23 protein-coding genes and 1 tRNA gene are annotated in these 23728 nt (G+C 67.0%); 11 read left to right on the top strand and 13 right to left on the bottom strand.

All coding sequences use genetic code 11. From position 1 onward, the window contains the following. Window positions 1-16: 16 nt before the first annotated feature. Complete coding sequence (locus tag MAAFP003_RS17165) at window positions 17-1564, top strand: FAD-dependent monooxygenase (protein WP_243394088.1); 1548 nt, start codon at window positions 17-19, stop codon at window positions 1562-1564. Window positions 1565-1582: 18 nt separating this feature from the next. On the opposite strand, the gene MAAFP003_RS17160 is transcribed toward MAAFP003_RS17165, so the two are convergent. The 7 genes from MAAFP003_RS17160 to aceE all read right to left on the bottom strand — a co-directional run bounded on the left by MAAFP003_RS17160 (window position 1583) and on the right by aceE (window position 11482). Beyond that, complete coding sequence (locus MAAFP003_RS17160; protein ID WP_096288774.1) at window positions 1583-3004, bottom strand: acyl-CoA carboxylase subunit beta; 1422 nt, start codon at window positions 3002-3004, stop codon at window positions 1583-1585. Window positions 3005-3051: 47 nt separating this feature from the next. After that, a complete protein-coding gene (gene kasB, locus MAAFP003_RS17155; protein ID WP_096288772.1) occupies window positions 3052-4305 on the bottom strand; it encodes a 3-oxoacyl-ACP synthase KasB in 1254 nt (417 codons plus the stop codon). Window positions 4306-4385: 80 nt separating this feature from the next. After that, a complete protein-coding gene (kasA, locus tag MAAFP003_RS17150; protein WP_096288770.1) occupies window positions 4386-5636 on the bottom strand; it encodes a 3-oxoacyl-ACP synthase KasA in 1251 nt (416 codons plus the stop codon). After that, complete coding sequence (gene acpM, locus MAAFP003_RS17145; protein ID WP_096288769.1) at window positions 5633-5980, bottom strand: meromycolate extension acyl carrier protein AcpM; 348 nt, start codon at window positions 5978-5980, stop codon at window positions 5633-5635. The genes kasA and acpM overlap by 4 nt, the downstream gene beginning before the upstream one ends. 81 nt (window positions 5981-6061) lie before the next feature. Further along, window positions 6062-6970: an ACP S-malonyltransferase gene (locus MAAFP003_RS17140; protein WP_096288767.1), complete on the bottom strand. Its 909-nt coding sequence runs from the start codon at window positions 6968-6970 to the stop codon at window positions 6062-6064. 140 nt (window positions 6971-7110) lie between these two features. After that, a complete protein-coding gene (locus MAAFP003_RS17135; protein ID WP_096288765.1) occupies window positions 7111-8436 on the bottom strand; it encodes a PucR family transcriptional regulator in 1326 nt (441 codons plus the stop codon). A 256-nt stretch (window positions 8437-8692) separates the two neighbouring features. Beyond that, window positions 8693-11482 carry a pyruvate dehydrogenase (acetyl-transferring), homodimeric type gene (gene aceE, locus MAAFP003_RS17130; RefSeq protein WP_096288763.1) on the bottom strand — a complete coding sequence of 930 codons (2790 nt, stop codon included), beginning with the start codon at window positions 11480-11482 and terminating at the stop codon, window positions 8693-8695. A 172-nt stretch (window positions 11483-11654) separates the two neighbouring features. Here aceE and MAAFP003_RS17125 point away from each other — a divergent pair, with 172 nt between their 5' ends. The 8 genes from MAAFP003_RS17125 to MAAFP003_RS30115 all read left to right on the top strand — a co-directional run bounded on the left by MAAFP003_RS17125 (window position 11655) and on the right by MAAFP003_RS30115 (window position 17184). Then, window positions 11655-12245, top strand: coding sequence for a hypothetical protein (locus MAAFP003_RS17125; protein WP_096288761.1), 591 nt, complete (start codon window positions 11655-11657; stop codon window positions 12243-12245). A gap of 84 nt (window positions 12246-12329) precedes the next feature. Next, window positions 12330-12752, top strand: a complete 423-nt coding sequence (locus tag MAAFP003_RS17120) for a DUF3052 domain-containing protein (RefSeq protein ID WP_096288759.1) — start codon at window positions 12330-12332, stop codon at window positions 12750-12752. Continuing rightward, window positions 12752-13213, top strand: a complete 462-nt coding sequence (locus MAAFP003_RS17115) for a peroxiredoxin (protein WP_096288757.1) — start codon at window positions 12752-12754, stop codon at window positions 13211-13213. The genes MAAFP003_RS17120 and MAAFP003_RS17115 overlap by 1 nt, the downstream gene beginning before the upstream one ends. 163 nt (window positions 13214-13376) lie before the next feature. Next, a tRNA-Val gene (locus tag MAAFP003_RS17110) sits at window positions 13377-13451 on the top strand. A 159-nt stretch (window positions 13452-13610) separates the two neighbouring features. After that, the gene (locus MAAFP003_RS17105) at window positions 13611-14315 is read left to right on the top strand and encodes a DUF2510 domain-containing protein (RefSeq protein ID WP_096288755.1); all 705 of its coding nucleotides are present in this window, start codon (window positions 13611-13613) and stop codon (window positions 14313-14315) included. Between the two features lie 50 nt (window positions 14316-14365). Next, window positions 14366-15496 (top strand): glycosyltransferase, encoded by a 1131-nt coding sequence (locus tag MAAFP003_RS17100; protein WP_096288753.1) that lies wholly within the window; start codon window positions 14366-14368, stop codon window positions 15494-15496. Between the two features lie 90 nt (window positions 15497-15586). Then, on the top strand, window positions 15587-15832 hold the full coding sequence (locus tag MAAFP003_RS17095) for a hypothetical protein (RefSeq protein ID WP_096288751.1): 246 nt from the start codon (window positions 15587-15589) through the stop codon (window positions 15830-15832). Window positions 15833-16290: 458 nt separating this feature from the next. Continuing rightward, window positions 16291-17184, top strand: a complete 894-nt coding sequence (locus MAAFP003_RS30115; protein ID WP_096288749.1) for a DUF732 domain-containing protein — start codon at window positions 16291-16293, stop codon at window positions 17182-17184. 36 nt (window positions 17185-17220) lie between these two features. On the opposite strand, the gene MAAFP003_RS17080 is transcribed toward MAAFP003_RS30115, so the two are convergent. After that, window positions 17221-17961 (bottom strand): maleylpyruvate isomerase N-terminal domain-containing protein, encoded by a 741-nt coding sequence (locus MAAFP003_RS17080; RefSeq protein ID WP_096288748.1) that lies wholly within the window; start codon window positions 17959-17961, stop codon window positions 17221-17223. 108 nt (window positions 17962-18069) lie between these two features. Between MAAFP003_RS17080 and MAAFP003_RS17075 the strand changes: the two genes are divergently transcribed. Beyond that, entirely contained in the window at window positions 18070-19182 is a 1113-nt protein-coding gene (locus MAAFP003_RS17075; RefSeq protein ID WP_096288746.1) for an epoxide hydrolase family protein, read from the top strand. A gap of 99 nt (window positions 19183-19281) precedes the next feature. On the opposite strand, the gene MAAFP003_RS17070 is transcribed toward MAAFP003_RS17075, so the two are convergent. After that, complete coding sequence (locus MAAFP003_RS17070) at window positions 19282-19677, bottom strand: VOC family protein (RefSeq protein WP_096288744.1); 396 nt, start codon at window positions 19675-19677, stop codon at window positions 19282-19284. 29 nt (window positions 19678-19706) lie between these two features. Further along, on the bottom strand, window positions 19707-20519 hold the full coding sequence (locus tag MAAFP003_RS17065; RefSeq protein WP_207768547.1) for an oxygenase MpaB family protein: 813 nt from the start codon (window positions 20517-20519) through the stop codon (window positions 19707-19709). 190 nt (window positions 20520-20709) lie between these two features. Between MAAFP003_RS17065 and MAAFP003_RS17060 the strand changes: the two genes are divergently transcribed. Continuing rightward, a complete protein-coding gene (locus MAAFP003_RS17060) occupies window positions 20710-21660 on the top strand; it encodes a cobalamin biosynthesis protein (protein WP_096288742.1) in 951 nt (316 codons plus the stop codon). Between the two features lie 28 nt (window positions 21661-21688). Here MAAFP003_RS17060 and MAAFP003_RS17055 read toward each other — a convergent pair whose 3' ends face one another. From MAAFP003_RS17055 to MAAFP003_RS17045, 3 genes are read right to left on the bottom strand one after another with little or no spacing between them, the layout of a single operon-like run. After that, window positions 21689-22513, bottom strand: coding sequence for an SURF1 family cytochrome oxidase biogenesis protein (locus MAAFP003_RS17055; protein ID WP_096288740.1), 825 nt, complete (start codon window positions 22511-22513; stop codon window positions 21689-21691). Next, window positions 22513-23004: a low molecular weight protein-tyrosine-phosphatase gene (locus tag MAAFP003_RS17050; RefSeq protein WP_096288738.1), complete on the bottom strand. Its 492-nt coding sequence runs from the start codon at window positions 23002-23004 to the stop codon at window positions 22513-22515. Before MAAFP003_RS17050 ends, MAAFP003_RS17055 begins: the two co-directional genes overlap by 1 nt. Beyond that, window positions 22997-23668: an HAD-IA family hydrolase gene (locus tag MAAFP003_RS17045; RefSeq protein WP_207768546.1), complete on the bottom strand. Its 672-nt coding sequence runs from the start codon at window positions 23666-23668 to the stop codon at window positions 22997-22999. The genes MAAFP003_RS17050 and MAAFP003_RS17045 overlap by 8 nt, the downstream gene beginning before the upstream one ends. Window positions 23669-23728: the final 60 nt, after the last annotated feature.

Genomic DNA, 23728 nt, shown 5'->3' with positions numbered 1-23728 from the left:
GAGCTATCATTTTATAGTGACTGCCATATTGCGGGTTCCGGTACTGATTGTCGGCGCCGGCGCGGGCGGGCTGGCCACGTCCGCGCTGCTCGCACAGCACGGTGTGCGCTCGCTGCTGGTGGAAAGGCGCGGCGAGGTGTTCATCTATCCCAAAGCCCGCAACCTCAGCTTCCGCAGTCTGGAGATCCTTCGCGGCCTCGGCCTGAGCGACGAGGTGCACGCGATCGGCGAGCACGAGCCGGTCGTGGTGACCAAACCGACCCTCAACAGCACGACGGAAGAGCCTGCGATCGACTTCGAGGCGATGTTCGCCGGCCTCGACGCGTTGAGTCCCGAGCCGACCGTGCAGTACTGCCCGCAGAGCAGATCCGAGCCCATGCTGCTGGCGGCAACGCGCCACCGCGGCAGCGAGGTTCGGTACGGCACCGAGCTGCTGTCGTTTGAATCGGACGAGACCGGCGTCACCGCCGTCATTCGCGACCGGGACTTCCAGGAGACGCAAACGGTCCGGGCCGACTATCTGGTCGGCGCAGACGGAGTGCACAGTCCCGTCCGCACAGCGCTGGGCATCGAGACCTCGGGCTACGGCGCGCTGCCGATCTTCGTGGTTTTCATGTATTTTCGGGCACCCTGGCGCAAGTTCGTCGCACACATCGGCGAGGGAGGTGGCGTGCAGGTCAAAAATGCTGACGTACAAGGCATCTTCATTGCCGCCGACGACGACCTCGGGATGTTCATCACCACCTATTTCCCCGACAAGGGCGAAACCGCAGACCAGTTCACGCCGCAGCGGTGCCGCGAGATGCTCACCCAAGCGATCGGCGAGCAGATGGACATTGACATCATCGAGATCGCGGCGTGGCAGCCGTACGAGCAAGTTGCTAACCAATTCTCTTGTGGGAGAGTATTTCTCGTCGGGGATGCGGCGCACACTATGCCGCCGTTCAAAGCCGGGGGAGCCAACACCGCGATTCAGAGCGCACACAATCTGGCCTGGAAGCTGGCCGCGGTGCTGCATGGGACGGCCCGGCCGGCGCTGCTGGACACCTACCAGACCGAACGGTATCCGGTGGGGCTGTTCGCCGCCCGTCAATCGCTTTCCGGCCCAACCATTTCCTTGCTCCGGCTCGAGGATGACCGGCCGCTACTGCCGCCGGGCGAAGAGTGTTCGATGTTCGCGTTGCTGGTGGGCTACCGCTACCGCTCGGCCGCGATCGTCACCGACGATTCGTCTGACGGCCAGTTGGTGGAGCAGTTGCGCGGCGAGCCGGGTACCCGGGTGCCACACGTGTGGGTGCGCGACGGGGTCTCGACGCTCGATCTGATCGGCGGTGAGTTCACCGTGCTCAGCGGCGACGAGCGATGGTGTGCCGCCGCGGCTTCGGCGTCGATCGCCGCCCGTCGCATCGACGGCGACGAGTGGGCCGCGGCGACCGGACTCTCGTCGGACGGCGCGCTGCTCGTTCGGCCGGACGACTTCGTCGGCTGGCGTGCCGAGAAGCTGCCCGCCGACCCGGAAGCCGAACTACGCCAGGCGCTTTCGGCGATGCTGTGTCGCGAGTGAATCGCGAGCGCTGAGAAATTACAGCGGGATGTTCTTATGGCGACCGCGGCGCGCGGGCGCTTCGGCCAGCGCCTCGCAGAGCCTGCTGCGGGTGTGCGCCGGGTCGATCTTCTCGTCGACCACGCCGATCTCGATGGCGCTGTCGACGCCGCCGGCGATCCGCTCGTGCTCGGCGGCCAGCTCGTCGTGCAGCGCTTCGCGCTCGTGGTCCGGCGCGGCGGCCAGCTTGCGCTTGTGCAGAATCCCGACCGCGGCCTTGGCGCCCATCACCGCGACCTCGGCGTCCGGCCACGCGAACACCTTGGTGGCATTCAGTGAGCGGGAGTTCATCGCGATGTAGGCCCCGCCGTAGGTCTTTCGGGTGACCAGCGTAACGCGGGGAACGGTGGCCTCACCGAACGCGTGCAGCAGCTTCGCGCCGCGGCGCACCACTCCGCCCCACTCCTGGTCCACGCCCGGCAAGTAGCCGGGCACGTCGACGACCACGATCAGCGGAATCCCGAAAGCGTCGCACAGGCGCACGAAACGCGCTGCCTTCTCGGCACTTTCGGAATTCAGGCAACCGCCCAGCCGCAGCGGGTTGTTGGCCAGCACGCCGACCGTCCGTCCCGACAACCGGCCCAGGCCGACCACCATCGACGGTGCCCAGTGGGCCTGGAACTCGTCGAACGGCGTCTCGCTGTCCAGGATCGCGGTGACGATCGGGTGCACGTCGTAGGCGCGTCGCGCGGATTCGGGCAGCAGTGCATGAATGTCGGTGTCACCGGCCTCGGCCTTGGTGCGGTCGAAATGTCCTTGCTGGCAGAACAATCCGACCAGCCGACGGCCGCGCGCGTAGGCGTCGAGCTCGTCATCGGCGACGATGTGGCACACACCGGACTTCTTGTGGTGGGTCTCGGGACCTCCGAGCGAGCACATGTCCACGTTCTCGCCGGTGACACTGCGCACCACGTCGGGGCCGGTGACGAACACCCGACTTTCCGGCGCCATCACTATGACATCGGTCAGCGCCGGCCCGTAAGCGGCACCACCGGCGGCGAAGCCGACGACCACCGAGATCTGCGGGATATAGCCCGACGCCCGGATCATGGCCTCGAACACCAGGCCCACCGCGTGCAGCGCCTTGACACCCTCGGCCAGCCGGGCACCACCGGAGTGCCAGATGCCGACGATCGGGCTCTGCTCCTCGATGGCGGTGTCGTAGGCGTTGACGATGTGCTGGCATCCCTCGATGCCCATCGCGCCGCCCATCACGGTTCCGTCGGTGCAGAACGCGATGGTGCGTACGCCGTTGACGGTGCCCGACGCGGAGAGCACACCCGAGCGGTCACGCTCGTGCAGCAGCTCGACGCTGCCGTCGTCGAAGAAGTTGCTCAGACGCAGCAACGGGTCTCGGGGGTCGAGCGACTCGCCGACCGCCTCGGGGGCCATGAGTGTCATCGCAGATCTCCTGTTTCCGGTGAGCTCGGGGTCAATACCGCTGGGTTCTAATACCGTCCAAAGGTGATCGCCACGTTGTGACCGCCGAATCCGAACGAGTTGTTGATCGCGTACCGGTAGTTGCCCGGCCGCGGCTTACCCGCCACCACGTCCAAATCGATTTCTGGATCGAGGTTTTCCAAATTCAGTGTCGGCGGGATTACCTGCTCCCGCAACGCGAGGACCGTCAAGATCGATTCCAACGCACCGACCGCACCCACCGAGTGACCCAGTGCCGCCTTGGGCGCATAGATCGCGGGGTGGTTGCCGCCCAAGGCCCGGTTGATGGCCTTGCTTTCGGCGAGGTCGCCGACCTGGGTGCCGGTGGCGTGGGCGTTGATGTGGTCGATTTCGGCAGGGGTGATGCCCGCGAGCTGGATCGCCCGCTGCATCGCGTGCGCGGCACGTTCCCCGTTGGGATCCGGTGCCACCATGTGGAACCCGTCCGAGGTCACGCTGGCCCCCATGATGCGGGCCAGGATGTTGGCGCCGCGAGCCTTGGCGTGCTCCTCGGTCTCGATGACCATCAGCGCGCCGGCCTCGCCGAACACGAAGCCGTTGCGGTCCTTGTCGAACGGACGGCACGCGCCGGCGGGGTTGTCGTTGGTGGTCGACATCACGACGCGCATCGCGGCGAACGCCGCGATCGGCACCGCCTCGATCTGGGTCTCGACGCCACCGCAGATCGCGATGTCGGCCTCACCGAGCACGATCTGCTGCCAGGCCCGGGCGATGCCCTCATTACCGGATGCGCACGCCGAAACCGGCGTCATCACACCGGCTTTGGCTTGCCGTTCCAGCCCGACCGCTGCGGCCGCGCCGTTGGGCATGTACTTCTGCACGCCCAACGGGGAAACCGCTTTCATGCCACGCTGGCGCATGTCGTCGTAGCTGAACACCAATTCCTCGGACGAGCCGAGGCCGGTGCCGATCGACACCGCCAACCGGTTGGTGTCGACTTCCGGCGAACCGGCGTTCTCCCACACCCGGCGGCCCAGGATGGTCGACATTCTCTGCAGATAACCGGTGCGACGCAGCTCGATACGAGTGAGCTGACTGTCGAACTCCTCCACGAGATGCCCGCCGATGCGAACCGGCAGGTTGTACTCCTCAACGAACGGGTCGGTGAGGGTGCGGATTCCACTCTGGCCGTCTAGCAATAACTTCCAGGTTTCTTCCGCGTCGGGTGCCAAGGCAGTCGTCGCGGCGATGCCGGTGACGACCACGTTGGGGAATGCTTTCCCCGTAACCAGCTCTGTCATGGGAGTGGCGAACGTTCCTCTCGTGCTTGTCCGGTTCCTCCTCGGGCCGTTGCGGCCCGCATCGTCACCGGACGTCGTGCTCAGTAACGCCCGAAGGCGAGGGCCACGTTGTGGCCGCCGAACCCGAATGAGTTGTTGATCGCGTAACGGAAATCGCCGGTGCGAGGTTCGCCCGCGACGACATCCAAAGCAATCTCGGGATCGGGGGTTTCGTAGTTGAGGGTTGGCGGGATGACGCCATCCCGCAGGGTCAGCACTGTCAGCACCGACTCGAGCGCCCCGACTGCGCCGATAGAGTGCCCTAGCGCCGATTTCGGCGCGTACACGGCGGCCCGCTCGCATCCGGCAACCCGGATGGCATTGGCCTCAGCGGTGTCGCCGATCGGCGTCGCCGTGCCGTGCGCGTTCACGTGGTCGATGTCCTTGGGGGACACGCCCGCCAGTTCCAGCGACCGGGTCATCGCGCGACCGGCACGCACGCCGTCCGCCGCGGGCGCCACCATGTGGAAGGCGTCCGAGGTGATACCGGCACCCATCAGCCGGGCCAGCGGCTTGGCGCCGCGGGCCTTGGCGTGCTCTTCGGTCTCGATGAGCATCAGGGCCCCGGCCTCGCCGAACACGAAGCCGTCGCGGTCCTTGTCGAACGGCCGCGACGCACGCTCGGGCTCGTCGTTGCGAGTCGACATGGCCCGCATCATCGAGAACGCCGCGATGGGCAGCGCCTCGATCGGTCCCTCGACACCGCCGCAGACGGCGACCTCCGCGTCACCCATGACGATCTGGCGCCAGGCGTGCGCGATTGCCTCGGAGCCCGAGGAACACGCCGACACCGGGGTGATCACCCCGGCCCGCGCGCCGAGCTCCAGACCAACTACGGCAGCGGCGCCGTTGGGCATGATCATCTGAACGGCGAGCGGCGACACCTTGCGGGGGCCGCCCTCGTTCATCAGGTCATAGCTCTCGACGATCCGCTCGGCGCCGCCCAGACCGGTGCCAACGACGACGCTGAACCGGTCCGGATCGAGCTCCGGGTTGCCGGCCGACTCCCACAGCTGACCGCTGAGATATTTGGCCAGGCGCTGGACATACGACATACGGCGCAGGTCCAGCCGTCCCATGTGGTTGTCGATCGGCTCCTTGAGGTGCCCGCCGATTTTGACGGGCAGATCCCATTTGTCGACGAATTCGTCTTCGAGGACGCGGATGCCGCTTTCGCCTGCCAGCAAGCCCTTCCACGTGCTCTCGATGTCCGGCGCGATCGACGTCGTCGCCGCGACAGCGGTTACCACAACATTGGGGTAACCGCCGTTAGCAGTGGAAGGCTTGGTCACTTGCTGTCCGCTTCCAGCCTCGACTGGACGTTGGCAGCAGCCTCGGGGTTCTCCGACACGATCTTGGCGCGCAGCGCCTCGGCGGCCTCGGGGTTCTCTTCTTCCAGCTTCTGGATGTAGGAGACGACGTCACCGACGGTACGCAGACCGGCCAGGTCCTCGTCCGGGATCTTCACGCCGTACTTGTCCTCGGTCTGCACGGCGATCTCAACCATCGACAGCGAGTCGATGTCCAGGTCGTCGACGAAAGACTTCTCCGGGGTGACCTCAGAGGGCTCAATACCGGTGACCTCTTCGATGATCTCGGCGATACCGGCGATGATTTCTTCCTGCGAAACGGCCACAGCCTTTACTTCCCTTCGTAATGTGTTGTGTTGCAATCGGTTTGATGTGATTTTATGCGGTTGTCCTGGCCGCGGCTGTTGTCAGATGTCAGCCAGTGCGTCCAGGTCTGCGGGCGACTTGACGGCACGGACCGTTACCCCCCGAAGTTCACGCTTGGCGATGCCGGCGAGTGTGCCCGCGGGCGGGAACTCCACAATCGCTTTGACATCGTGCTCAGCCAGCGTTGCGGTGCACAGGTCCCACCGCACCGGCTGGATCAATTGAGCGACCAGCGTTTCCATCGCCACCGCCGCCGAAGCGACCGGCTTTCCGTCGCGGTTGGACAGCAGCGTGGCAGTGGGCTCGGCGGTCGCGATGGCGGCCGCCGCGGCGGCATAGCCCTCCATGGCGGACGCCATGTACTTGGTGTGGAACGCTCCGGCGACGCCGAGAGCGCGCACCCGGGCCTTGGCCGGCGGGTCCTCGGCCAGCTTTTCCAGCGCGGTCAGCGGACCGGCGGCGACAATCTGGCCGGCGGCGTTGCGGTTCGCGGGGAACAGGTCCAGCTGCTCGAGGCGGGCCAGGACCTCCGTCTCGTCGCCGCCCAGCACCGCGGACATGCCGGGCGGCTCGGCGGCGCACGCCTTGGCCATTTCGGCGCCACGGGTGGCGGCCAGGGCGACGGCGTCGTCGGCGGCCATTACACCGGCGATCGCGTAGGCCGCGATCTCGCCGACCGAGTGACCGGCCACGATGAAGTCTTTACCGGCAAGCACGCCGCGCTTCGTCAGCTCCTGGTGTGCGAGCAGGGTGGCCGCGACGACCAGTGGCTGAGTGACCGACGTGTCGGTGATCTCTTCATTCGAGGCGCTGGTGCCCAGTCGAACCAGGTCCAAGCCGCTGGCCTTCGACCACAGAGTCATCTGCTCGGTCGCCCCCGGCAATTCCAGCCATGGCGAGAGCATTCCCTCTGTCTGCGAGCCCTGTCCGGGCGCGAGTAATGCAATCACGTGTCTAAGAGAACACTGTGGAAACGGTTTTGGCGGGTGTAACAGATTATGAACCTCGTCTTAGGTTTTTGTAGATACTCCACAAAACCGCTCGACAAGCTACGTATTCGATACCGTGCCGCGATCTGTTGCCTGGGTCACTATCGTACGGATGGCGCCGCAGAACTGCCTCTGACCGGCAGCGGAACCGCCGTTACCCCGCTGTGACCAACACTGGAGGGGTTGGTGGGGTAGTTGAGTTGGCCCACGGTCGCGGCCACTCGCAACACGTACGCATCGCGCGGCTGAGTGGGATCGCGCCCGGTGAAGTCGGTGATGCGCTTGAGCCGGTAGCGCACGGTGTTTGGATGAACGAACAACTTGCGTGCGCAGGCCTCAATCGCGCCACCGCAATCTAAGTAAGCGTCAAGAGTTTCGATAAGAGTGGGCCCGGCGTCGGCCAGGGGTCCCATCACGTCGGTGTGCAGCGCGACGATGGCCGAGGCGTCTCCCATCAGGGCACGTTCCGGCAGCAGCTCGCGGGCGTGCACGGGCCGCGGCGCACCGGCCCAGCCGGGAGCGGCGTTCATCCCGGAGATCGCCTCGCTGGCGCTGTGATAGGCCGCGGTCAGCATCGGTGCGGTGGGCCCGATGACCACCGGGCCCTCGGCGAATGCGCTCAACAGATCGCCCAGAAACTTGTCCGTCGGGGACAGCTGGCCCGACACGATGGCCACCAGCCAGGTGCCGTGCACGTCGGTGAGGGCCGCTCGGCCGTGCTTCGCGGCGGTGTCGCGGACGATTTGGCTGGCCCGCTCACTGGCGACCTCGCCGTCGCTGTTGTCACGGCTGGGCGCGGGGGTGCCGACCACGACCGTGGCCGGCGCGGTGGTGTCCCAGTTCAGCGCGGCCGCGCGGGATAGCAGCTCGGGGCCGGTATCGCCGCGCACCACTGCGTCGACGACGCTGGCCTCCATCCGGCTGTCCCAGCTGCCCCGCGCCTCGGCCGCGTCCGCATAGGCCGAGGCGAAGCTGAATGCCAGGTCGCGGCTGTACTTCAGAATGCCGACCGTGAGTGCGGTCAGTTGCTCCTCGGAGCGGGCCAGTAGCGGCACGACTTCCTCGAAGAACTCCATGGTCACCCGCACCATGTCCACGCTGTGGCGCAACGCGATCCGGCGGGTGAGCTCCTGGGGTACCAGTTCGAAGGCCTGCGCGGTGTAGCTGACGTTGCTGTGTGGGTCTTGCATCCACTCGACGAAGTTCACGACGGCGGTCTGCACCACCAGCGCCACACTGGCCCGCTGGGACGCTTCCAGCTCGGCGAAGAACGGCAACCGCTCGCCCATGGCCGTGACCGCCTCGGTGGCCAGCCGCCCGGAGTACTGCTTGAGCCGTCGCAGCACGGAGTCCGGGACCGTGTCCAGGGTCTCGAGTGGGGACCTCGGATGCTTGGCGAACGGGCCGGCGAATGGGTTGTCATTCACCCCTAAAACCTACGCCGAATTTATAGAACTTTCCGCCAAAGCGGGCGGCGAGGCGTGCTGGTGGCGGGGATGGGACGCGGCGACGTGGGGCGGGCGACGGCCGCGTCGTCCAGCGTCACGCCAGAGTGACGTTCCGCGTCGAGAGCCACGCTGGCGTGACGCTCGGCGAATGGGGGCGCGGGTGCCCGGCTTACCGGGCACTCGGCGGCCAGCGCCCGGCTGGCCGGGCACTCGGCGGGCTGGTCGAGCGCCCGGCCTAGGCCACGCCGGGGTCGGAGGTCTGCTTCGGCGCGGCCTGGACGTCGTCGATCTTGTACTGGCGCGCCGCGGCGAGCGGCACCGACGGGTCGATTTCGCCGTCGCGGGCCAGCGCCTCGAGCACCGCCACCACCTGCGACTCGGCGTCAGTGTTGAAGTAGCGCCGCGCCGCCGGGCGGGTGTCGGAGAAGCCGAACCCGTCGGTGCCCAGCGTCACGTAGGTGCCGGGCACCCACGGCCGGATCTGCTCGGGCACCCCGCGCATCCAGTCCGAGACGGCGATCACCGGCCCCGCGGCGCCTTCGAGGGCTTTGGTGATGTACGGGACGCCGGCCGGCTGATCGGGATGACGCAGCTGCGCCTGCTGGATCGCCAGCCCGTCGCGATTGAGCTCACCCCAACTGGTCACCGACCACACGTCGGCGGCGACGTCCCACTCGGCAGCCAGCATCTCGGCGGCCTTCACCGCCGACGGCATCGCCACCCCGGAGGCCAGGATCTGCGCGGTGTTGGTGCGCCGCTCGCCGGCCGCCCGGTAGCGGTAGATCCCGCGCAGCACGCCCTCGGGATCGAGGTTGTGCGGCTCGGCCGGCTGTACGTAGGGCTCGTTGTAGATGGTGATGTAGAAGTAGATGTTCTCCGGGTTGGGGCCGAACATCCGCGCCAGCCCGCTCTCGACGATGTAGGCGATCTCGTAGGCGAAGGCCGGGTCGTACGAGACGACCGCCGGGTTCGTGGCGGCCAACAGCAGCGAGTGACCATCGGCGTGCTGCAAGCCCTCACCGGTCAGCGTGGTGCGACCGGCGGTGGCCCCCAACACAAATCCGCGTGCCATCTGGTCGGCCGCGGCCCAGAGGCCGTCGCCGGTGCGCTGGAACCCGAACATCGAGTAGAAGATGTACAGCGGGATCATCGGCTCGTTATGCGTCGCGTACGACGTGCCGGCCGCGGTGAACGACGCCGTCGAGCCGGCCTCGTTGATGCCCTCGTGCAGGATCTGGCCGACTTCACTTTCCTTGTACGCCAACATCAATTCGGCGTCCACGGCCGTGTAGAGCTGGCCGAGGCGGTTGTAGATCTTCAGCGACGGGAACCACGAGTCCATGCCGAAGGTGCGGGCCTCGTCGGGAATGATCGGCACGATGCGCGGGCCAACTTCCTTGTCCCGCATCACTTCTTTGAAGGTGCGCACCAGTGCCATCGTGGTGGCGACCTCCTGGTGACCCGAGCCCTTCTTCAGCGGGGCGTAGATGTCGCGGCTCGGAAGCTTGAGCGCCTTGGCTTTCGTCGGGCGCTCGGGCAGGAAGCCGCCCAGCTGGCGACGCCGGTCCAGCATGTAGCGGATCTCGGGGGCGTCGGGTCCGGGGTGGTAGTAGGGCGGAAGGTAGGGGTCTTCCTCCAGTTGCGCGTCGCTGATCGGAATCCGGATGGCGTCGCGGAAATACTTAAGGTCTTCTATCGCAAGCTTTTTCATCTGATGCGTGGCGTTACGGCCCTGGAAGTGCGCGCCCAGCGAGTAGCCCTTGATGGTCTTGGCGAGGATCACCGTCGGCTGTCCCTTGTGGTCGACGGCGGCGCGGTAGGCCGCATAGACCTTGCGGTAATCGTGGCCACCGCGCTTGAGATTCCAGATCTCCGAATCGGTCATCGATTCGACGAGCGCCTTGGTGCGCGGGTCGCGGCCGAAGAAGTGGTCGCGGACGTAGGCGCCGTCGTTGGCCTTATAAGTCTGGTAGTCGCCGTCGGGCGTGGTGTTCATCAGGTTCACCAGCGCGCCATCGCGGTCGGCGTGCAGCAGGGCGTCCCACTCGCGGCCCCAGACCACCTTGATCACGTTCCAGCCGGCGCCGCGGAAGAACGACTCCAGCTCTTGAATGATCTTGCCGTTGCCGCGCACCGGGCCGTCGAGGCGCTGCAGGTTGCAGTTGATGACGAACGTCAGGTTGTCCAGCGCCTCGTTGGCGGCCACCTGGATCAGGCCGCGGCTTTCCGGTTCGTCCATCTCGCCGTCGCCGAGGAACGCCCACACATGCTGATCCGAGGTGTCCTTAATGCCGCGGTCGTGCAGGTAGTGGTTGAAGCGGGCCTGGTAGATGGCGTTCATCGGGCCCAGGCCCATCGACACCGTCGGGAACTCCCAGAAGTCGGGCATCAGCCGCGGGTGGGGATAGGACGGCAGCCCGCCGCCCGGATGGCTGTGTTCCTGCCGAAAACCGTCGAGTCGGTCGGCGCTCAGCCGGCCTTCCAGGAACGCGCGGGCGTAGATACCTGGGGACGCGTGGCCCTGGATGAACACCTGGTCGCCGCCGCCGGGATGCTGCTTGCCGCGGAAGAAGTGGTTGAACCCGACCTCGTACAGGGCCGCTGAGGAGGCGTACGTCGAAATGTGGCCGCCCACGCCGATTCCCGGACGCTGGGCGCGGTGCACCATGATGGCGGCGTTCCAGCGGATCCAGGCCCGGAAGCGGCGCTCGACGTCCTCGTCGCCGGGGAACCACGGCTCCAGCTCGGTCGGGATGGTGTTGACGTAGTCGGTGGACGTCAGCGCCGGCAGCGATACCCGCTGTTCGCCCGCTCGTTCCAGCAACCGCAACATCAGGTAGCGGGCCCGCGCGGGACCCGAGCGCTCCAGCAGCTCGTCGAAGGACTCCAGCCACTCCGACGTTTCCTCGGGATCGATGTCGGGTAGATACGACGCGACCCCGTCTCGGATCACCCGGACGCGATCGGGTTCGCTTCCGTTGCTTGGGGTTTTGGCCAGGTCGTGGCGCGCGAACTCGGTCGTCAACTTCCGCTCCTGTTGTCGGCGGTTTCCTGCACGGGTGTTCGTCTTCCTATCGTGCCGTACCGGCGCCTCGGGCGGGTAGCCGCAATCGGATCGCCGGCGAACATCACCCGGCGACACGAAACCGCGGTGCGTTGACGGCGGCGGCAATCGCTACCCGGTAACGTCAGAAACCGTGCTCACCGGATGGAAAGTCGTCCCTCGCACGCACGGGGGACAGTTCCCCAAGCGTGGCGTGCTGGCGCTGGGCTGCATCGCCACCGCGCTGATGGGCATCGTGGGGTGTACCACCGTCACCAACGGCACGGCCACACCCGACACGAAGGTCGCCCCCGCCTACCGGCAGTCGGTCTCGTCGTCGGTGTCGGCCTCGATCGCGACGTCAAGCGTCCGGGAGTCTCAGCGGCAGCAATCGCTGACCACCAAGGCGGTGCGCAGCTCGTGCGACTCGTTGGCCACCACCAGCAAGGAAGCCATCGACAAGGTGAACGCCTACGTCGGGGCGTTCAACGGGGGCCGCGGCACCGGCCCGTTCGAGGGTCCGGCCATCGACGCCCTCAACAACAGCGCTTCGACGGTGAGCAACAATTTCAACGATGCGCTGTCGGCCCAGCTGAAGGACGCGTTCAACGCGTATATCGACGCCGCGCGCGGCGTCGCCAACGCGATCGGCACCCACGCGGGGACCGGTGAATTCAACCGTCGAGTCGATCAACTCAACGACACCAAGACCAAGGCGCTGAAATTGTGCCTGGCGTCGTTTTGAGGCGGAGTGTGAACCAGCTTCTGGCTGTGCGACGATAATCCCCAATCGCATGGCGCGCAGGTTGTGTTGTTAGGAGGTCCCACGGTGGTCGCGGCGGATGACGCCTCGAACTACGCTCGCAAGCTGGGCGTCCAACGAGACCAGGTTGTCCAGGAGTTCGGTTGGGACGAGGACACCGATGACGACATCCGCGCGGCGGTCGAGGAGGCCTGCGGTTCCGAGCTGCTCGACGAGGACACCGATGAGGTGGTCGACGTGGTGCTGCTGTGGTGGCGAGACGGCGACGGCGACCTGGTGGACACCCTGATGGACGCCATCAGCCCGCTGGCCGAGGACGGCGTGATCTGGGTGCTGACGCCCAAGACCGGCAAGCCCGGCCACGTGCTGCCCGCCGAGATCGCCGAAGCGGCTCCGACCGCCGGCCTGATGCCGACGTCGTCGGTCAACCTGGGGGACTGGAGTGCCAGCCGGCTGGTGCAGCCGAAGTCGCGGGCGCACAAGCGCTGATGCTGCCGGTCGGGACGACGGCCCCCGATTTCACGCTGCGCGACCAGAACCAGCAGCGCGTCACCCTGAGCAGCTATCGCGGCGACAAGAACGTGCTACTGGTGTTCTTCCCGTTGGCGTTCACCGGGATCTGTCAGGGTGAGCTGGACTTGCTGCGTGATCGCCTGCCTGAATTCGAGAACGACGACAGCGTGGTGCTGGCCATCTCGGTGGGACCACCGCCGACGCACAAGATCTGGTCGCGCGAGAGTGGCTTCACGTTTCCCGTGTTGTCGGATTTCTGGCCGCACGGCGAGGTCGCTGCGGCTTACGGCGTGTTCAACGACCAGGCCGGCTATCCGAACCGCGGCACGTTCGCCGTCGACCGGTCCGGGATCATCCGGTTCGCCGAGATGAAAGAGCCCGGCGAAGCGCGCGATCAAAGCCTGTGGACCGAGGCGCTAAAGGCGTTGCGCGGCTGAAGGTTTTCCCGGCGGCTGCAAGGGCGTCGATGTTGAGCTGTGGTGGGATTCCGGCGGTTCCCGCCAGGCCGGGTGCGCCGAAGGACTACTGCAGTCACGCCGTGAACGTTTTGGGTGGCAGGCCCGCGCCAGGTAACCTGCTGCGGGTCCCGTTTGGTTCCAAGGGCGCGTAGCTCAGTGGTAGAGCTCTGGTTTTACACACCAGCGGTCGGCGGTTCGATACCGTCCGCGCCCACCAGGATCGATCTTCTGCGCCGCGGCGTCCGGTGGTGGCACTGTGGGAATATGCGTGCGCTTACCGCTGCTAGCAATTCCAGGTGCTTACGTGGCCGGCACGGTTTTGAGCGGCCATTGCGGCGGACAGTCGTAAGGGCACCCTCGCGACGAAGGTGCCAGGATGCCGTCTGAACATGCGCCGCCCCCGCCCAAATCCACGCCGGGGTGGTACCCGGATCCCGCCGGGGTGGGCCACGGGCTGCAGCGCTACTTCGATGGCCGCAACTGGACCAGCGAGTGGGCCTTTTCCACCGAGCCCCCGAAAACGCTTGCCACAGAGCCGAAGAAAGACGCGTCCGGAAAGGCGGCCCTGGCGCTGGCGGCCCTGGCCGCGCTCGTCGTCCTGATCATCGTCGGCAAAAGTTGGAGCTTCAACGATCGGAACGACAATCAGTCGACGTCGTCGAGCGGTCCGGCCGCGACTGGACCGTCGACACTGACCGAGGCGATGCCACCGACCCCGACCGGCCCCAAGAAGCCGGACGGAGTCAACTACACCGTTTCTCCCGGCCCCAATGGCGACGTCGTCGAGGCCCGATTCGCGATTCGTGACAATTACACCGAGACGATGATCAAAGACGGTGCGCGCCGCGACACCATCGACATTCTCAGGTACGCACGAGCGACCTACCCCGATGCCTCCGCGGTGAATGTTCAGGGCACCTTCCCCATGACCGACCCGTACGGCAACACCTCGACTCAGGTGGCTATCGACCTCACGTATTCGCGAGCAACGTTGAACAAGATCAACTTCGATGGCGTGAGCAAAATCAGCATCTGGGAGATTCGCGATTCCGGATCTGTTCTTCCGGCATTTGAGCCCTAGCGGACGCACCCTGCAAAACTGGGTTCGCAGGGTGTGGAGGGAGAGGGTGCGTGAAATTCGTGCTGGCCGGCTACGGCACTCGCGGCGATGTCGAGCCGTTCGCCGCGCTCGCTCGCGAGCTGCGGAGCCGGGCTCACGAGGTGTGCCTGGCGGTGCCGCCCTGGATGCTCGGCTTCATCGAGTCGACGGGGCTCGACGCGGTCACGTTCGGCACCACCCCGCCGCCGCTGGGCGGGGTCGAGGACGTCGTAAGGCGTGTCACGCAGATCATGGCGGACTGGAGCACGGGCTTCACGGCGCTGGCGAACGGGGCCGACCTGCTGGTGACGGGCAAGGGCGAGCAACGAGTGGCGGCCAACGTCGCGGAGTACTACGGAATCCCGCATGCGGCATTGCATTTCTTCCCGGGCGACCCCGCGATCCCTGGCGGGCTGATGGGAGAGCTGACGCAGCGGGCGCACGACGCTCAGCGTCGCGATCTGGGCTTGCCGGATATCGCCGCGCCCGCTCGAGAACCCTTGGAAATCCAAGCATACGAGGAGTTCTGCTTTCCCGGGCTGTCCGCCGAGTGGGCGCAACGGGGTAAGCGGCGGCCCTTCGTCGGGGCACTGACGCTGGAGTTGCCGACGGGCGCCGACGACGAGGTGTTGTCGTGGATCGCCGCGGGAACACCGCCGATCTACTTCGGCTTCGGCGGCGCCATCACGCTGCCCGATCCCGCCGAGACGGCCGCAATGATCTCCGCCGCCTGCGCGCAGTTGGGGGAGCGGGCGTTGATCGGTGGCGGCCCGCCCGGCATTGCACCTGCCGGCCATGTGAAGTTCGCGGACGCGGTGAATCACGCGGCGATTTTCCCGGCCTGTCGAGCGGTCGTCCACCATGGCGGCGCCGGAACCACGGCCACCGCCATGCGCGCCGGCGTTCCGGCATTGATCCTGTGGCAAGCCAGCGACGATCAACCGGTGTGGGCGGCGGCGGTCACCCGGTTGGGCGTCGGCTTCGGCCGCGAATTCTGGTCCACCACCTCGGATTTGCTGGTCGCGGGGCTGCGCTCTGTTCCCGCGCCGGACTGCGTTGCGCGGGCCCGCGAGCTAGCGGCCACCATGCCCGACCCCGCCGAAAGCGTTGCGAGGGCAGCCGATCTTCTCGAGGACGCCGCCGGTGCCGGGCGGGGCGGCTAGGCCGCGACGACGGGTGAATGCACGGTAGCCGTTCGGATAACGCGGCGTTCCGTTGTCGCTGCTTGCCTGGGTATGGCATTGTCTGGGAGCGTGAGCGAGGTACCCGGTTCTCAGAGCGCCAGTGCGGCCCACCCGGCACCTGGCGTCGGGCCGCTTTCGGCGGCGAATCAACCGGCTACCAAGGCCGATCTGTACGCCGCTGTCGATGCCTTGCGCGCCGACATGCGCGAGCTGATGAACGAGGTCCGCAAGCTGATTCAGGAAGCGGATCGTCAGGTGACTGACGCCGAGCGCGTGACGGGCGACGATCGCGACGGTCTCGACGACGCGTGGTGATGGGTCTCAGTCGGCGGGATCGTCGCGCAGTGCCGGTGTCATAGCACTCTAACCAGTCGAACCGCCGCTCGAAAGACGCTCGTTCAGTTGATGTTTCACAATCCGCAAAACATCATTCGCAGCTCGTACTCACAGTCAGCCAACGCCGAGCGCCGGCGGTACGATCTTGCTATGTCGTTGGCCAGCGGCAGTGCGATTGCCAGGCGCATCGTCCTGCGGCTGCTGGGATGCATTGAGATGGACGAAGTTCACTTCGCCCGTCATCTCCGTTTGCCCGGCGGCACATCGCTCAGAGCACCGAGCACCGGCGCCTTCGCCGGACGAGGCCTACTGCCGATGTCTCCTGAGAGACGGATCCGGCGCCCGTCAACGACGACACCCGCAGACAATCACACCTGCGGCCTAGGTGATTATCCGAAGTCCGTCGGGACGGGCTCTTGCAGAATGGAAGCCCTCTCATGTTGACCGGCACCTCCAGATTCACTGGCATCACCAGGTATGTCGGAATTCCGATTGCCGCCATCGCGTTGCTCGGCGGCTTTGCAATCGTGCGCGGCGGTGCAGCAGCGGCTGACCCAAACGACGACCAATTTCTGGCGCTTCTCGATGATGAAGGCATTCCCGCCCTGGCGGGCGTGCCAAGCCTCGTCGAGTCGGCTCACAAGGTTTGTCAGGCACTGGATAACGGCACGCCGGCGAACCGCGTTGTGGACACTCTGGTTGACAATGCCGTAAGCGATGATCCGTCCCAGAGCCAGATCGCCCGCGGCCCCCTCACACGCACCGAGGGGCGCTTCGTCATTGCAGCAGTCGGGGCCTACTGCCCATACGACAAGAGCAAACTCGCGGTCCTCATCACCCGTCCCAAAGCGGGATGGAATGAACCGACCCGGCGGGCCGCCGATGGCATTCGCCCGGCGGGCTTTCAGGTTCATGGCAGCGCGCCCGTCTCGCTGATCGGAATTGTTCGCCCCGCAGGGATCGCCGATCCAGACCCGCCGACGATTCCCGAACCACCGCCTTTGGCGCACCTCCAGGCACCACCGCCGCCGATCGCGGCACCCCCTCGACCACAGCAGCCGTTACCTCAACGTTTGCCTGCGCCTCCGCCACAGGAGCCGCCGCCTCCGCAACAGTTGCCTGCGCCTCCGCCACAGGAGCCACCGCCTCCGCAGCAGTTGCCGCCCACGCCGCAGGAGCCGCCGCCTCCTCCGCAACAGGTGGCGCCGCCTCCGCCACAGGAACCGCCGCCTCCTGCTCCGCAACAGTTGCCGCCACCCTCGCCGCCCGCGCCACCGCCTCCGCCGACTTCGCCACCGAAGGAGCCGGGGTTGATCAGGGTCGCACCCTGAGACCGGGCAGTGCCAACCCCCGACCGGCAGCCCGCTCTATTCGCAGAGATCGTCGGCGGGCGGCCGCACCGCGACCGTGTGGAAGATCGGCTGCAGCCCCGCGGGGTCGCCAACCCAGGGCAGATTCGCCAGCTGACGGCGGCTGCGCCGGCCGCTGAAGACGCGCAGCGCCTCGAAATCGCTGAGTTCGACCGCGATTTGGCCGGGCGCCGAGGCGGGGTCGCCGAGTTGCGTGGTTCCCGTGGTCGGGGTCGTCAACCGCAGGCAAGGATACGCATTGCGCCGGATGGTCCGGTCGATCATCGTTGTCAAGAATCCGATGGCCACGGCGAACGCCGGATCCGCTGTCCGAGAACCGGGTTCGCCGAGCGCGCCCCGGATGTCGTGTTCATGGGTGAGGGCATCGAAAACTGCTTGGGCACCAACGAGTTTCGGGCTATCGGTCAAGAATTCGACGACCGTCTCGGTGGCCGTCGCCCACAGGTCGAGCACCTCGTCGAGGGGACGGTCGGCCAGCCGGTCGAGCTGGGCTCGGGTCCATTCGTCGGTGCCCACATTGGCGAGGTTGGCGGCGACCACGTCCTGGGCGGTACCGGCCAGGTGGCACACCGTCTGGCGAACGGACCACCCGGGGCAGGCCGGCACGACGCGCTCGCACAGGTCGGTGCGGCCCCGCAGCAACGCATCGACGCGGCCCTGCACCGTGCGGTACGCCGCCGCGGCGTCGGCGCTGGAGCGCAGGTGGCGCCGCGGGCCGGTAGCGATCACGTCGCTCATGGCGGACACGCTACACAAATCCTAAGAAAACGGTAAGGGCTTCGCGCGAGACGTGACGGTCCACGGGGCGGCTGTCGCCGGGTTCATCGCCGGCGGCACTATGAATGCGTGAAGCCGTTTCGAATCGACGTTCCCGACGACGTACTCGATGATCTGCGGTCGCGCCTGGCGCGCACTCGATGGCCGGAAGCCGAATGTGTGGACGACTGGAGTCAGGGCATTCCGCTGGCCTACACCCGCGAGCTGGCCGACTACTGGGCCACCGAATACGACTGGCGTGCGCGCGAGACCGCGCTGAACCGCTTCGACCAGTTCGTCACCGATATCGACGGGCTGGACATTCATTTCATTCACCAGCGATCCCCGCACTCCGAGGCCTTCCCGCTGGTGATCACGCATGGTTGGCCGGGCTCAATTGTGGAGTTCCACAAGGTGATTGAGCCGCTGACCAATCCGGCATCCGGCCGTGCCGAGGATGCTTTCCACGTGGTGTGCCCGTCGCTGCCCGGATACGGCTTTTCCGGTAAGCCCACCCGCACCGGGTGGGGGGTGGAGAAGACCGCCCAGGCATGGGAGCAGTTGATGGTCCGGCTGGGATATCAGAACTACGGCGCCCAGGGCGGCGACTGGGGGGCGGCGGTCACCACCGCGATCGGCCGAAACCGGGGGCACTGCAAGGCAATTCACCTGAACATGCCGATCGGCCGTCCGGGCAACCTGGACAACCCGACCGAGCAGGAGAAGGCCGCGCTGGCCGCGATGGCTGAGCACCGCGAGTGGGGCACCGGCTATTCCAAGCAGCAGTCCACCCGGCCGCAGACGCTGGGCTACGGTCTGGCCGATTCACCGGTCGGTCAGTTGGCCTGGATCGTTGAAAAGTTCTGGGCCTGGGCCGATTGCGACGGGCATCCAGAGAATGTCATCAGCCGAGACGAGTTACTCGACAACGTGATGGTCTACTGGGTCAACAACGCGGCTACGTCGTCGGCGCGGATGTACTGGGAGAGCTTCCGCAACTTCGGCGCGGGCGGCCGCGTCGAGTTGCCCACCGGGGTCGCCGCTTTCCCGGGTGAATTGCTGAAGATGGAGCGCAGCTGGTGCGAGCCGAATTACAACATCACCCACTGGACCGACATGCCGCGCGGCGGTCACTTCGCCGCGTTCGAACAGCCCGAGTTGTTCGTCGACGACGTGCGCGCGTTCTTCGCCACGGTCCGCTAGGCGCTCAGCCGTCCTCGGTGCTCGAGTGTGCATTTCACGACGCAACACGCCGGGTGCGCGTCGTGGGCTTCACACTCGGCGGGTGCGGGGCCCGTTGCGTCAGCCCGGCAGGGCGAAGAACTCCAGCGCGATGCCGTCGGGGTCGCGGAAGCTCAGGCCCGAGCCGTAGGGCGCGTCGACGATGCCGCCGTGGGCGATCCCGAGCTCGTCGAGCCGGGTGACCCAGTCTTCGAGTTCGGCGCGGTTGGCGCAGCCGAACCCGACATGGTCCAGGCCGACGCGATGTTCGCTGAACTCCTCGTCGGGCGCCTCGTGGTCGTGTTGATGGATGCCGAACACCGTGCTGTTGTGCAGCAGCCACACCTGATGGCGGAATCCGGCGTCGGTGTGTTCGTCGAGCATGGGATCGGTCCCGAGCAGATTGCGATACCAGGGGCCGCTGACGCCGATGTCACGCACCGTGACCGCGACGTGGTTGAGGGCGGGGAAGGTCATGACTCGACTGTACGAGCCGAGCGCATCAGCTAGACGATTCGCCAGCCGTGGCGCGCCCGAAATCGCATGTCCCACAGGTAAAGCTGATAGCCGAAGAGCCACGCGCGGTGCGGGATGAACAGATCGGCCAGCCGCAGCGCCGACAACAGCCACTCGAAACGGCGCTGCTGACGCTGCGACCAGTCCAGCTGCATCATCGCCCGGAACTCCGGGGCCAAGAACCCCGTCGTCGCGAACAGATTGAGCGGACCGGCCAGCATTCGCAACGGCCACGGCAGAAACGCCATGGCGGCCACGCCGCGCAGGTGCTCGCGCACCGGCGGGTCGATGCGCAGCTCGTCGAGCGAACGCTTCCAGTATTCGTCGAACGCGACGAGGTCCGGCGGCCACATCCGCTCGGGCACCTGCAACGTCGTGCCCAACCGCTTGGCGTCCTGATAGACCGCCTCGGCGCTGGCCTCGTCCAGTGGGCCATGGAGGAACTCGTGCTGATCGACGAAGTAGCGATACAGGCAGGCGGCCACCCACAACTGCAGCTTGGGGTCGAACGCGTTGTAGGACACCGGGCTGACCGCCGTGGACCGGACCTGGCGGTGCGCGACGTCGACGGCGTCGCGGATCAGCGCCCGGTCGGACTCGGTCCCGATGGTCGCCACCGCCAGATAGGTGCCGGTGGTGCGGGCCCGCTTGAACGGGTGTTTGTAGACGTTGCCGCTGTCGACCGGGCTTTCCAGCACGCCGTAGCCGACACCCGGCAACGACAACTGCATGATCACGTTCGCGGCGGGCAGCAGCAGCGCTGCCGCGTTGAGCAGGTCGGCGACCCGGGTCGCGGGCTTCATGCACCCGAGTAGACCAGACGTTAGTTCCGGCCGGAAGTGGGCATCTGTGGACTCATGGACCTCGATACGTCGTCACTGCTGTGCTGGGTGCTGGCCGGCACCGCCGTCGTGGCCGCAGTCCTGATCGTCGTGTCGATCGCCTAGCGGCGCGCCCGCAAGGTACATGTGAGACGCTGCCGAAGTGGTTGCGATGCGGACCCGGATCGCCGGCGTGCTGGTCGGCTACCTGGCCGACCTCGCGCTGAGTGATCCGAAAAGGGGCCATCCCGTCGCGGCATTCGGCGACGCGGCCGCCAGGCTGGAGCGGTTCACCTATCGCGACGCCAAGATCGCCGGTGCAGTGCACGTGGGCCTCGCGGTCGGCGCGGTGGGGCTGATCGGCACGGCCGTGGCGCGGGCCGCCGCAAACCGCAACCCGCTGTGGTCGATCGCCGCCACGGCCACCGCGACGTGGGTCGCGCTGGGCGGAACGTCGTTGGCGCGCACCGGGCTGGACATGGCGCAGCTGCTCGATCGCAACGACATCGAGGCCGCGCGGCGCCTGCTGCCGTCGTTGTGTGGGCGCGACCCGTCCCGGCTGGACGGCTCGGGGCTGACCCGCGCGGCGCTGGAGTCCGTCGCCGAGAACACCTCCGATGCGCAGGTGGCGCCGCTGCTGTGGGCGGGCGCGGCCGGGGTGCCCGGTGTGCTGATGTACCGCGCCATCAACACCCTGGACGCGATGATCGGCCACCGCTCGCCCCGCTACATCCGATTCGGTTGGGCCGCAGCACGATTGGACGACGCGGCCAACTACGTCGCGGCCCGGGTGACCGCGGTGCTGGTGGTGGCGTGCGCACCGCTGGTCGGCGGGTCGCCGCTGGGCGCGGCCGCGGCCTGGCACCGCGACGCGGTTCGTCATCCCAGTCCCAACGCCGGTGTCGTTGAGGCGGCTTTCGCGGGCGCGCTGGGTGTGCGGCTGGGCGGCCCCACGCAGTATCACCACGAGTTGCAGATCCGCCCCACCCTGGGCGACGGGCGTCAGCCGATCGCGGCCGATCTGCGCCGCGCGGTCGCACTGTCGCGAGCGGTGCAGCTGGGTGCCGCGGCGTTGCTGGGCGCGCTATCGAGCGCGCGGGTGCGGCGTCCAGTGTGCGGCTAGGGCGCCCGCACCGCACACTCGACGGCTGTTACCGGCGGCGGCCGTAGCGGTCGGCGAGTTTCTCCTCGACGGTCATCGGGGTTTCGGGCGCTTTCGCTTGCTTTTCCTGACGCCGGATCCGGATTTCGGAGTAGGCGAAATAGGCCAGCCCGATCGGGGCCAGGATGCCGAACGAAATCCACTGGATGCCGTAGGACAGGAACGGTCCGGCGTCGAGGTGCGGTACGCCGATCAAGCCGAGACCGCCCGGCTGGCCTTCGACCAGTTGCAGATACGATCCGGCCAGCGGCACCTTGGTCAGCACCGATACCTGGTCGGTGTTGATCGAATACACTTGCTGCACACCATCTCTGGAGAACGGCTCTTTGTCGGTAACCGCCGGCTCGGAGTCGCGCAGCCGCGCCGTGATGGTCACCCTGTCCGGCGGCGGGCGGGGGATCGGCGGGACATGCGAGCCTGGCTCGGGACGCACGTACCCGCGGTCGACGAGCACGGTCGGCCCGTCGTCGACGACGAACGGGACCAGCACCTCGAACGCCTGATTTCCCTCGATCGCCCGCAATCGGGCCAGCACCTCGACGTCGGGCAGGTAGTGCCCGGTCGCGGTCACGCGTCGCCACTGTGCAGCCGTCGCCGACGAATCCTGCTGCGGCAAAAGCGTTTTCAAGGGCACCGGTACGGTGTTCAGCGAATTCTCGATCTGGTGGTTTTCGCGTGACGTGCGGGCGTTCTTTCCCAGCTGCCACGGCGCGAGCACCATGAAGCACAGGTAGGTGAAGGCGATGACCACCAGGATCAGCGCTATCCAGCCGGGCCGGAGCAGGAATGCCCACCGTGCGAGAAAACGCCGCATCAACCGTGCCCGTTTTTCGCCAGCTGTTCGTCGACCCAGTCGTGCAGCCCGGGCAGCGCGGCCTCGATGACGGCCAGCACCTCTTCGAAGTCGGCATGGTCGCCGTAGTAAGGATCCTCGACGTCGAGGGCGTGGGCGCCCGATCGCGGGTCGAACGAGCGCAGCATCCTGATCCGGTCGTTCTCGACACCGAGTTGCTGCAGCATCCGAAGATGGTTGCGGCCCAAGGCCACCACCAGGTCGGCGCCCAGGTGGTCATCGTCGACCTGCGCGGCGCGGTGAGCGGTGGAGTAGCCGTGGGCCCGCAGCACCTTGGCCGCCCGCTCGTCGGCGCCACTGCCGACGTGCCAGTTGCCGGTGCCCGCGCTGGTCACCCGCACCGCATCGGCCAGACCGCGCTGCCGCAGCTGATCGGCGAACATCTTCTCGGCCATCGGCGAGCGGCAGATGTTGCCGCTGCACACGAAAGTGACGTGCAAAGCCTCAGACACCCAGCGCCCTCCGCAGGTCGGCGATCGTCGCCGCGTGGGTAACTCCGGTCACGGCGTATCCGTCGGCGAAGTCGGACTTGCCGTAGCCCCAGCCGACGACGACCGTGTCGATGCCGTGGGCGGCCGCCCCGTCGACGTCGTGGCTGCGATCGCCGACCATCAGCACGCGTTCGGGCAGCGGCTGCAGCTGGGCCAGCGCATGGGCGAGCACCTCTTCCTTGCTGCGGCGGGTACCGTCCGGGCACGCGCCGGCGATGACCTCGAAATGGTGATCGAGCGCGAAGTGGGCCAGGACCCGGCGTGCCGTCGGCTCCAGCTTCGAGGTGGCCACGGCCAGCCGCACCCCGGCGGCGCGCAGATCGGCCAGCAGTGGCTCGATCCCCTCGAACAGGGTGTTGTTCGACCAGCCCCGGGCGCCGTACTCGGCCCTAAACGCCGTGAACGCCGCGTCGGCGTCCTCGCCGAGCATCAGCTGGAACGTTTCGTCCATCGGCGGCCCGACGATCTGGGCCACCAGGTCACCCTCGGGCACCGGGGCGCCGACGTGCTCGAGTGCATGGGTGAAGCTGGCGACGATGCCCGCCGCGGAATCGGTCAGGGTGCCGTCGAGATCGAAGATCACCAGCTGCGGGGCCTGACCATCGGCCGAAACTGCGCGTGTCACGTCACCATTGTCCTAGATGTCCTTCGTCGCGGTGTGACGGTGTTGCTGCCGGGCTCCCAG

Source organism: Mycobacterium ahvazicum (assembly GCF_900176255.2).
Lineage (GTDB): Bacteria > Actinomycetota > Actinomycetes > Mycobacteriales > Mycobacteriaceae > Mycobacterium > Mycobacterium ahvazicum.
The sequence above is the reverse complement of the archived record's forward strand: the minus strand, read 5'-3'. Positions and strand labels throughout refer to the sequence as shown.

Coding starts and splice junctions, on each gene's coding strand:
- MAAFP003_RS17160 (WP_096288774.1), bottom strand. CDS start 3,004: ATGACACTCATGGCCCCCGAGGCGGTCGGCGAGTCGCTCGACCCCCGA.
- kasB (WP_096288772.1), bottom strand. CDS start 4,305: ATGACAGAGCTGGTTACGGGGAAAGCATTCCCCAACGTGGTCGTCACC.
- MAAFP003_RS17115 (WP_096288757.1), top strand. CDS start 12,752: ATGCTGCCGGTCGGGACGACGGCCCCCGATTTCACGCTGCGCGACCAG.
- MAAFP003_RS17105 (WP_096288755.1), top strand. CDS start 13,611: ATGCCGTCTGAACATGCGCCGCCCCCGCCCAAATCCACGCCGGGGTGG.
- MAAFP003_RS30115 (WP_096288749.1), top strand. CDS start 16,291: ATGTTGACCGGCACCTCCAGATTCACTGGCATCACCAGGTATGTCGGA.
- MAAFP003_RS17080 (WP_096288748.1), bottom strand. CDS start 17,961: ATGAGCGACGTGATCGCTACCGGCCCGCGGCGCCACCTGCGCTCCAGC.
- MAAFP003_RS17070 (WP_096288744.1), bottom strand. CDS start 19,677: ATGACCTTCCCCGCCCTCAACCACGTCGCGGTCACGGTGCGTGACATC.
- MAAFP003_RS17065 (WP_207768547.1), bottom strand. CDS start 20,519: ATGAAGCCCGCGACCCGGGTCGCCGACCTGCTCAACGCGGCAGCGCTG.
- MAAFP003_RS17060 (WP_096288742.1), top strand. CDS start 20,710: ATGCGGACCCGGATCGCCGGCGTGCTGGTCGGCTACCTGGCCGACCTC.
- MAAFP003_RS17055 (WP_096288740.1), bottom strand. CDS start 22,513: ATGCGGCGTTTTCTCGCACGGTGGGCATTCCTGCTCCGGCCCGGCTGG.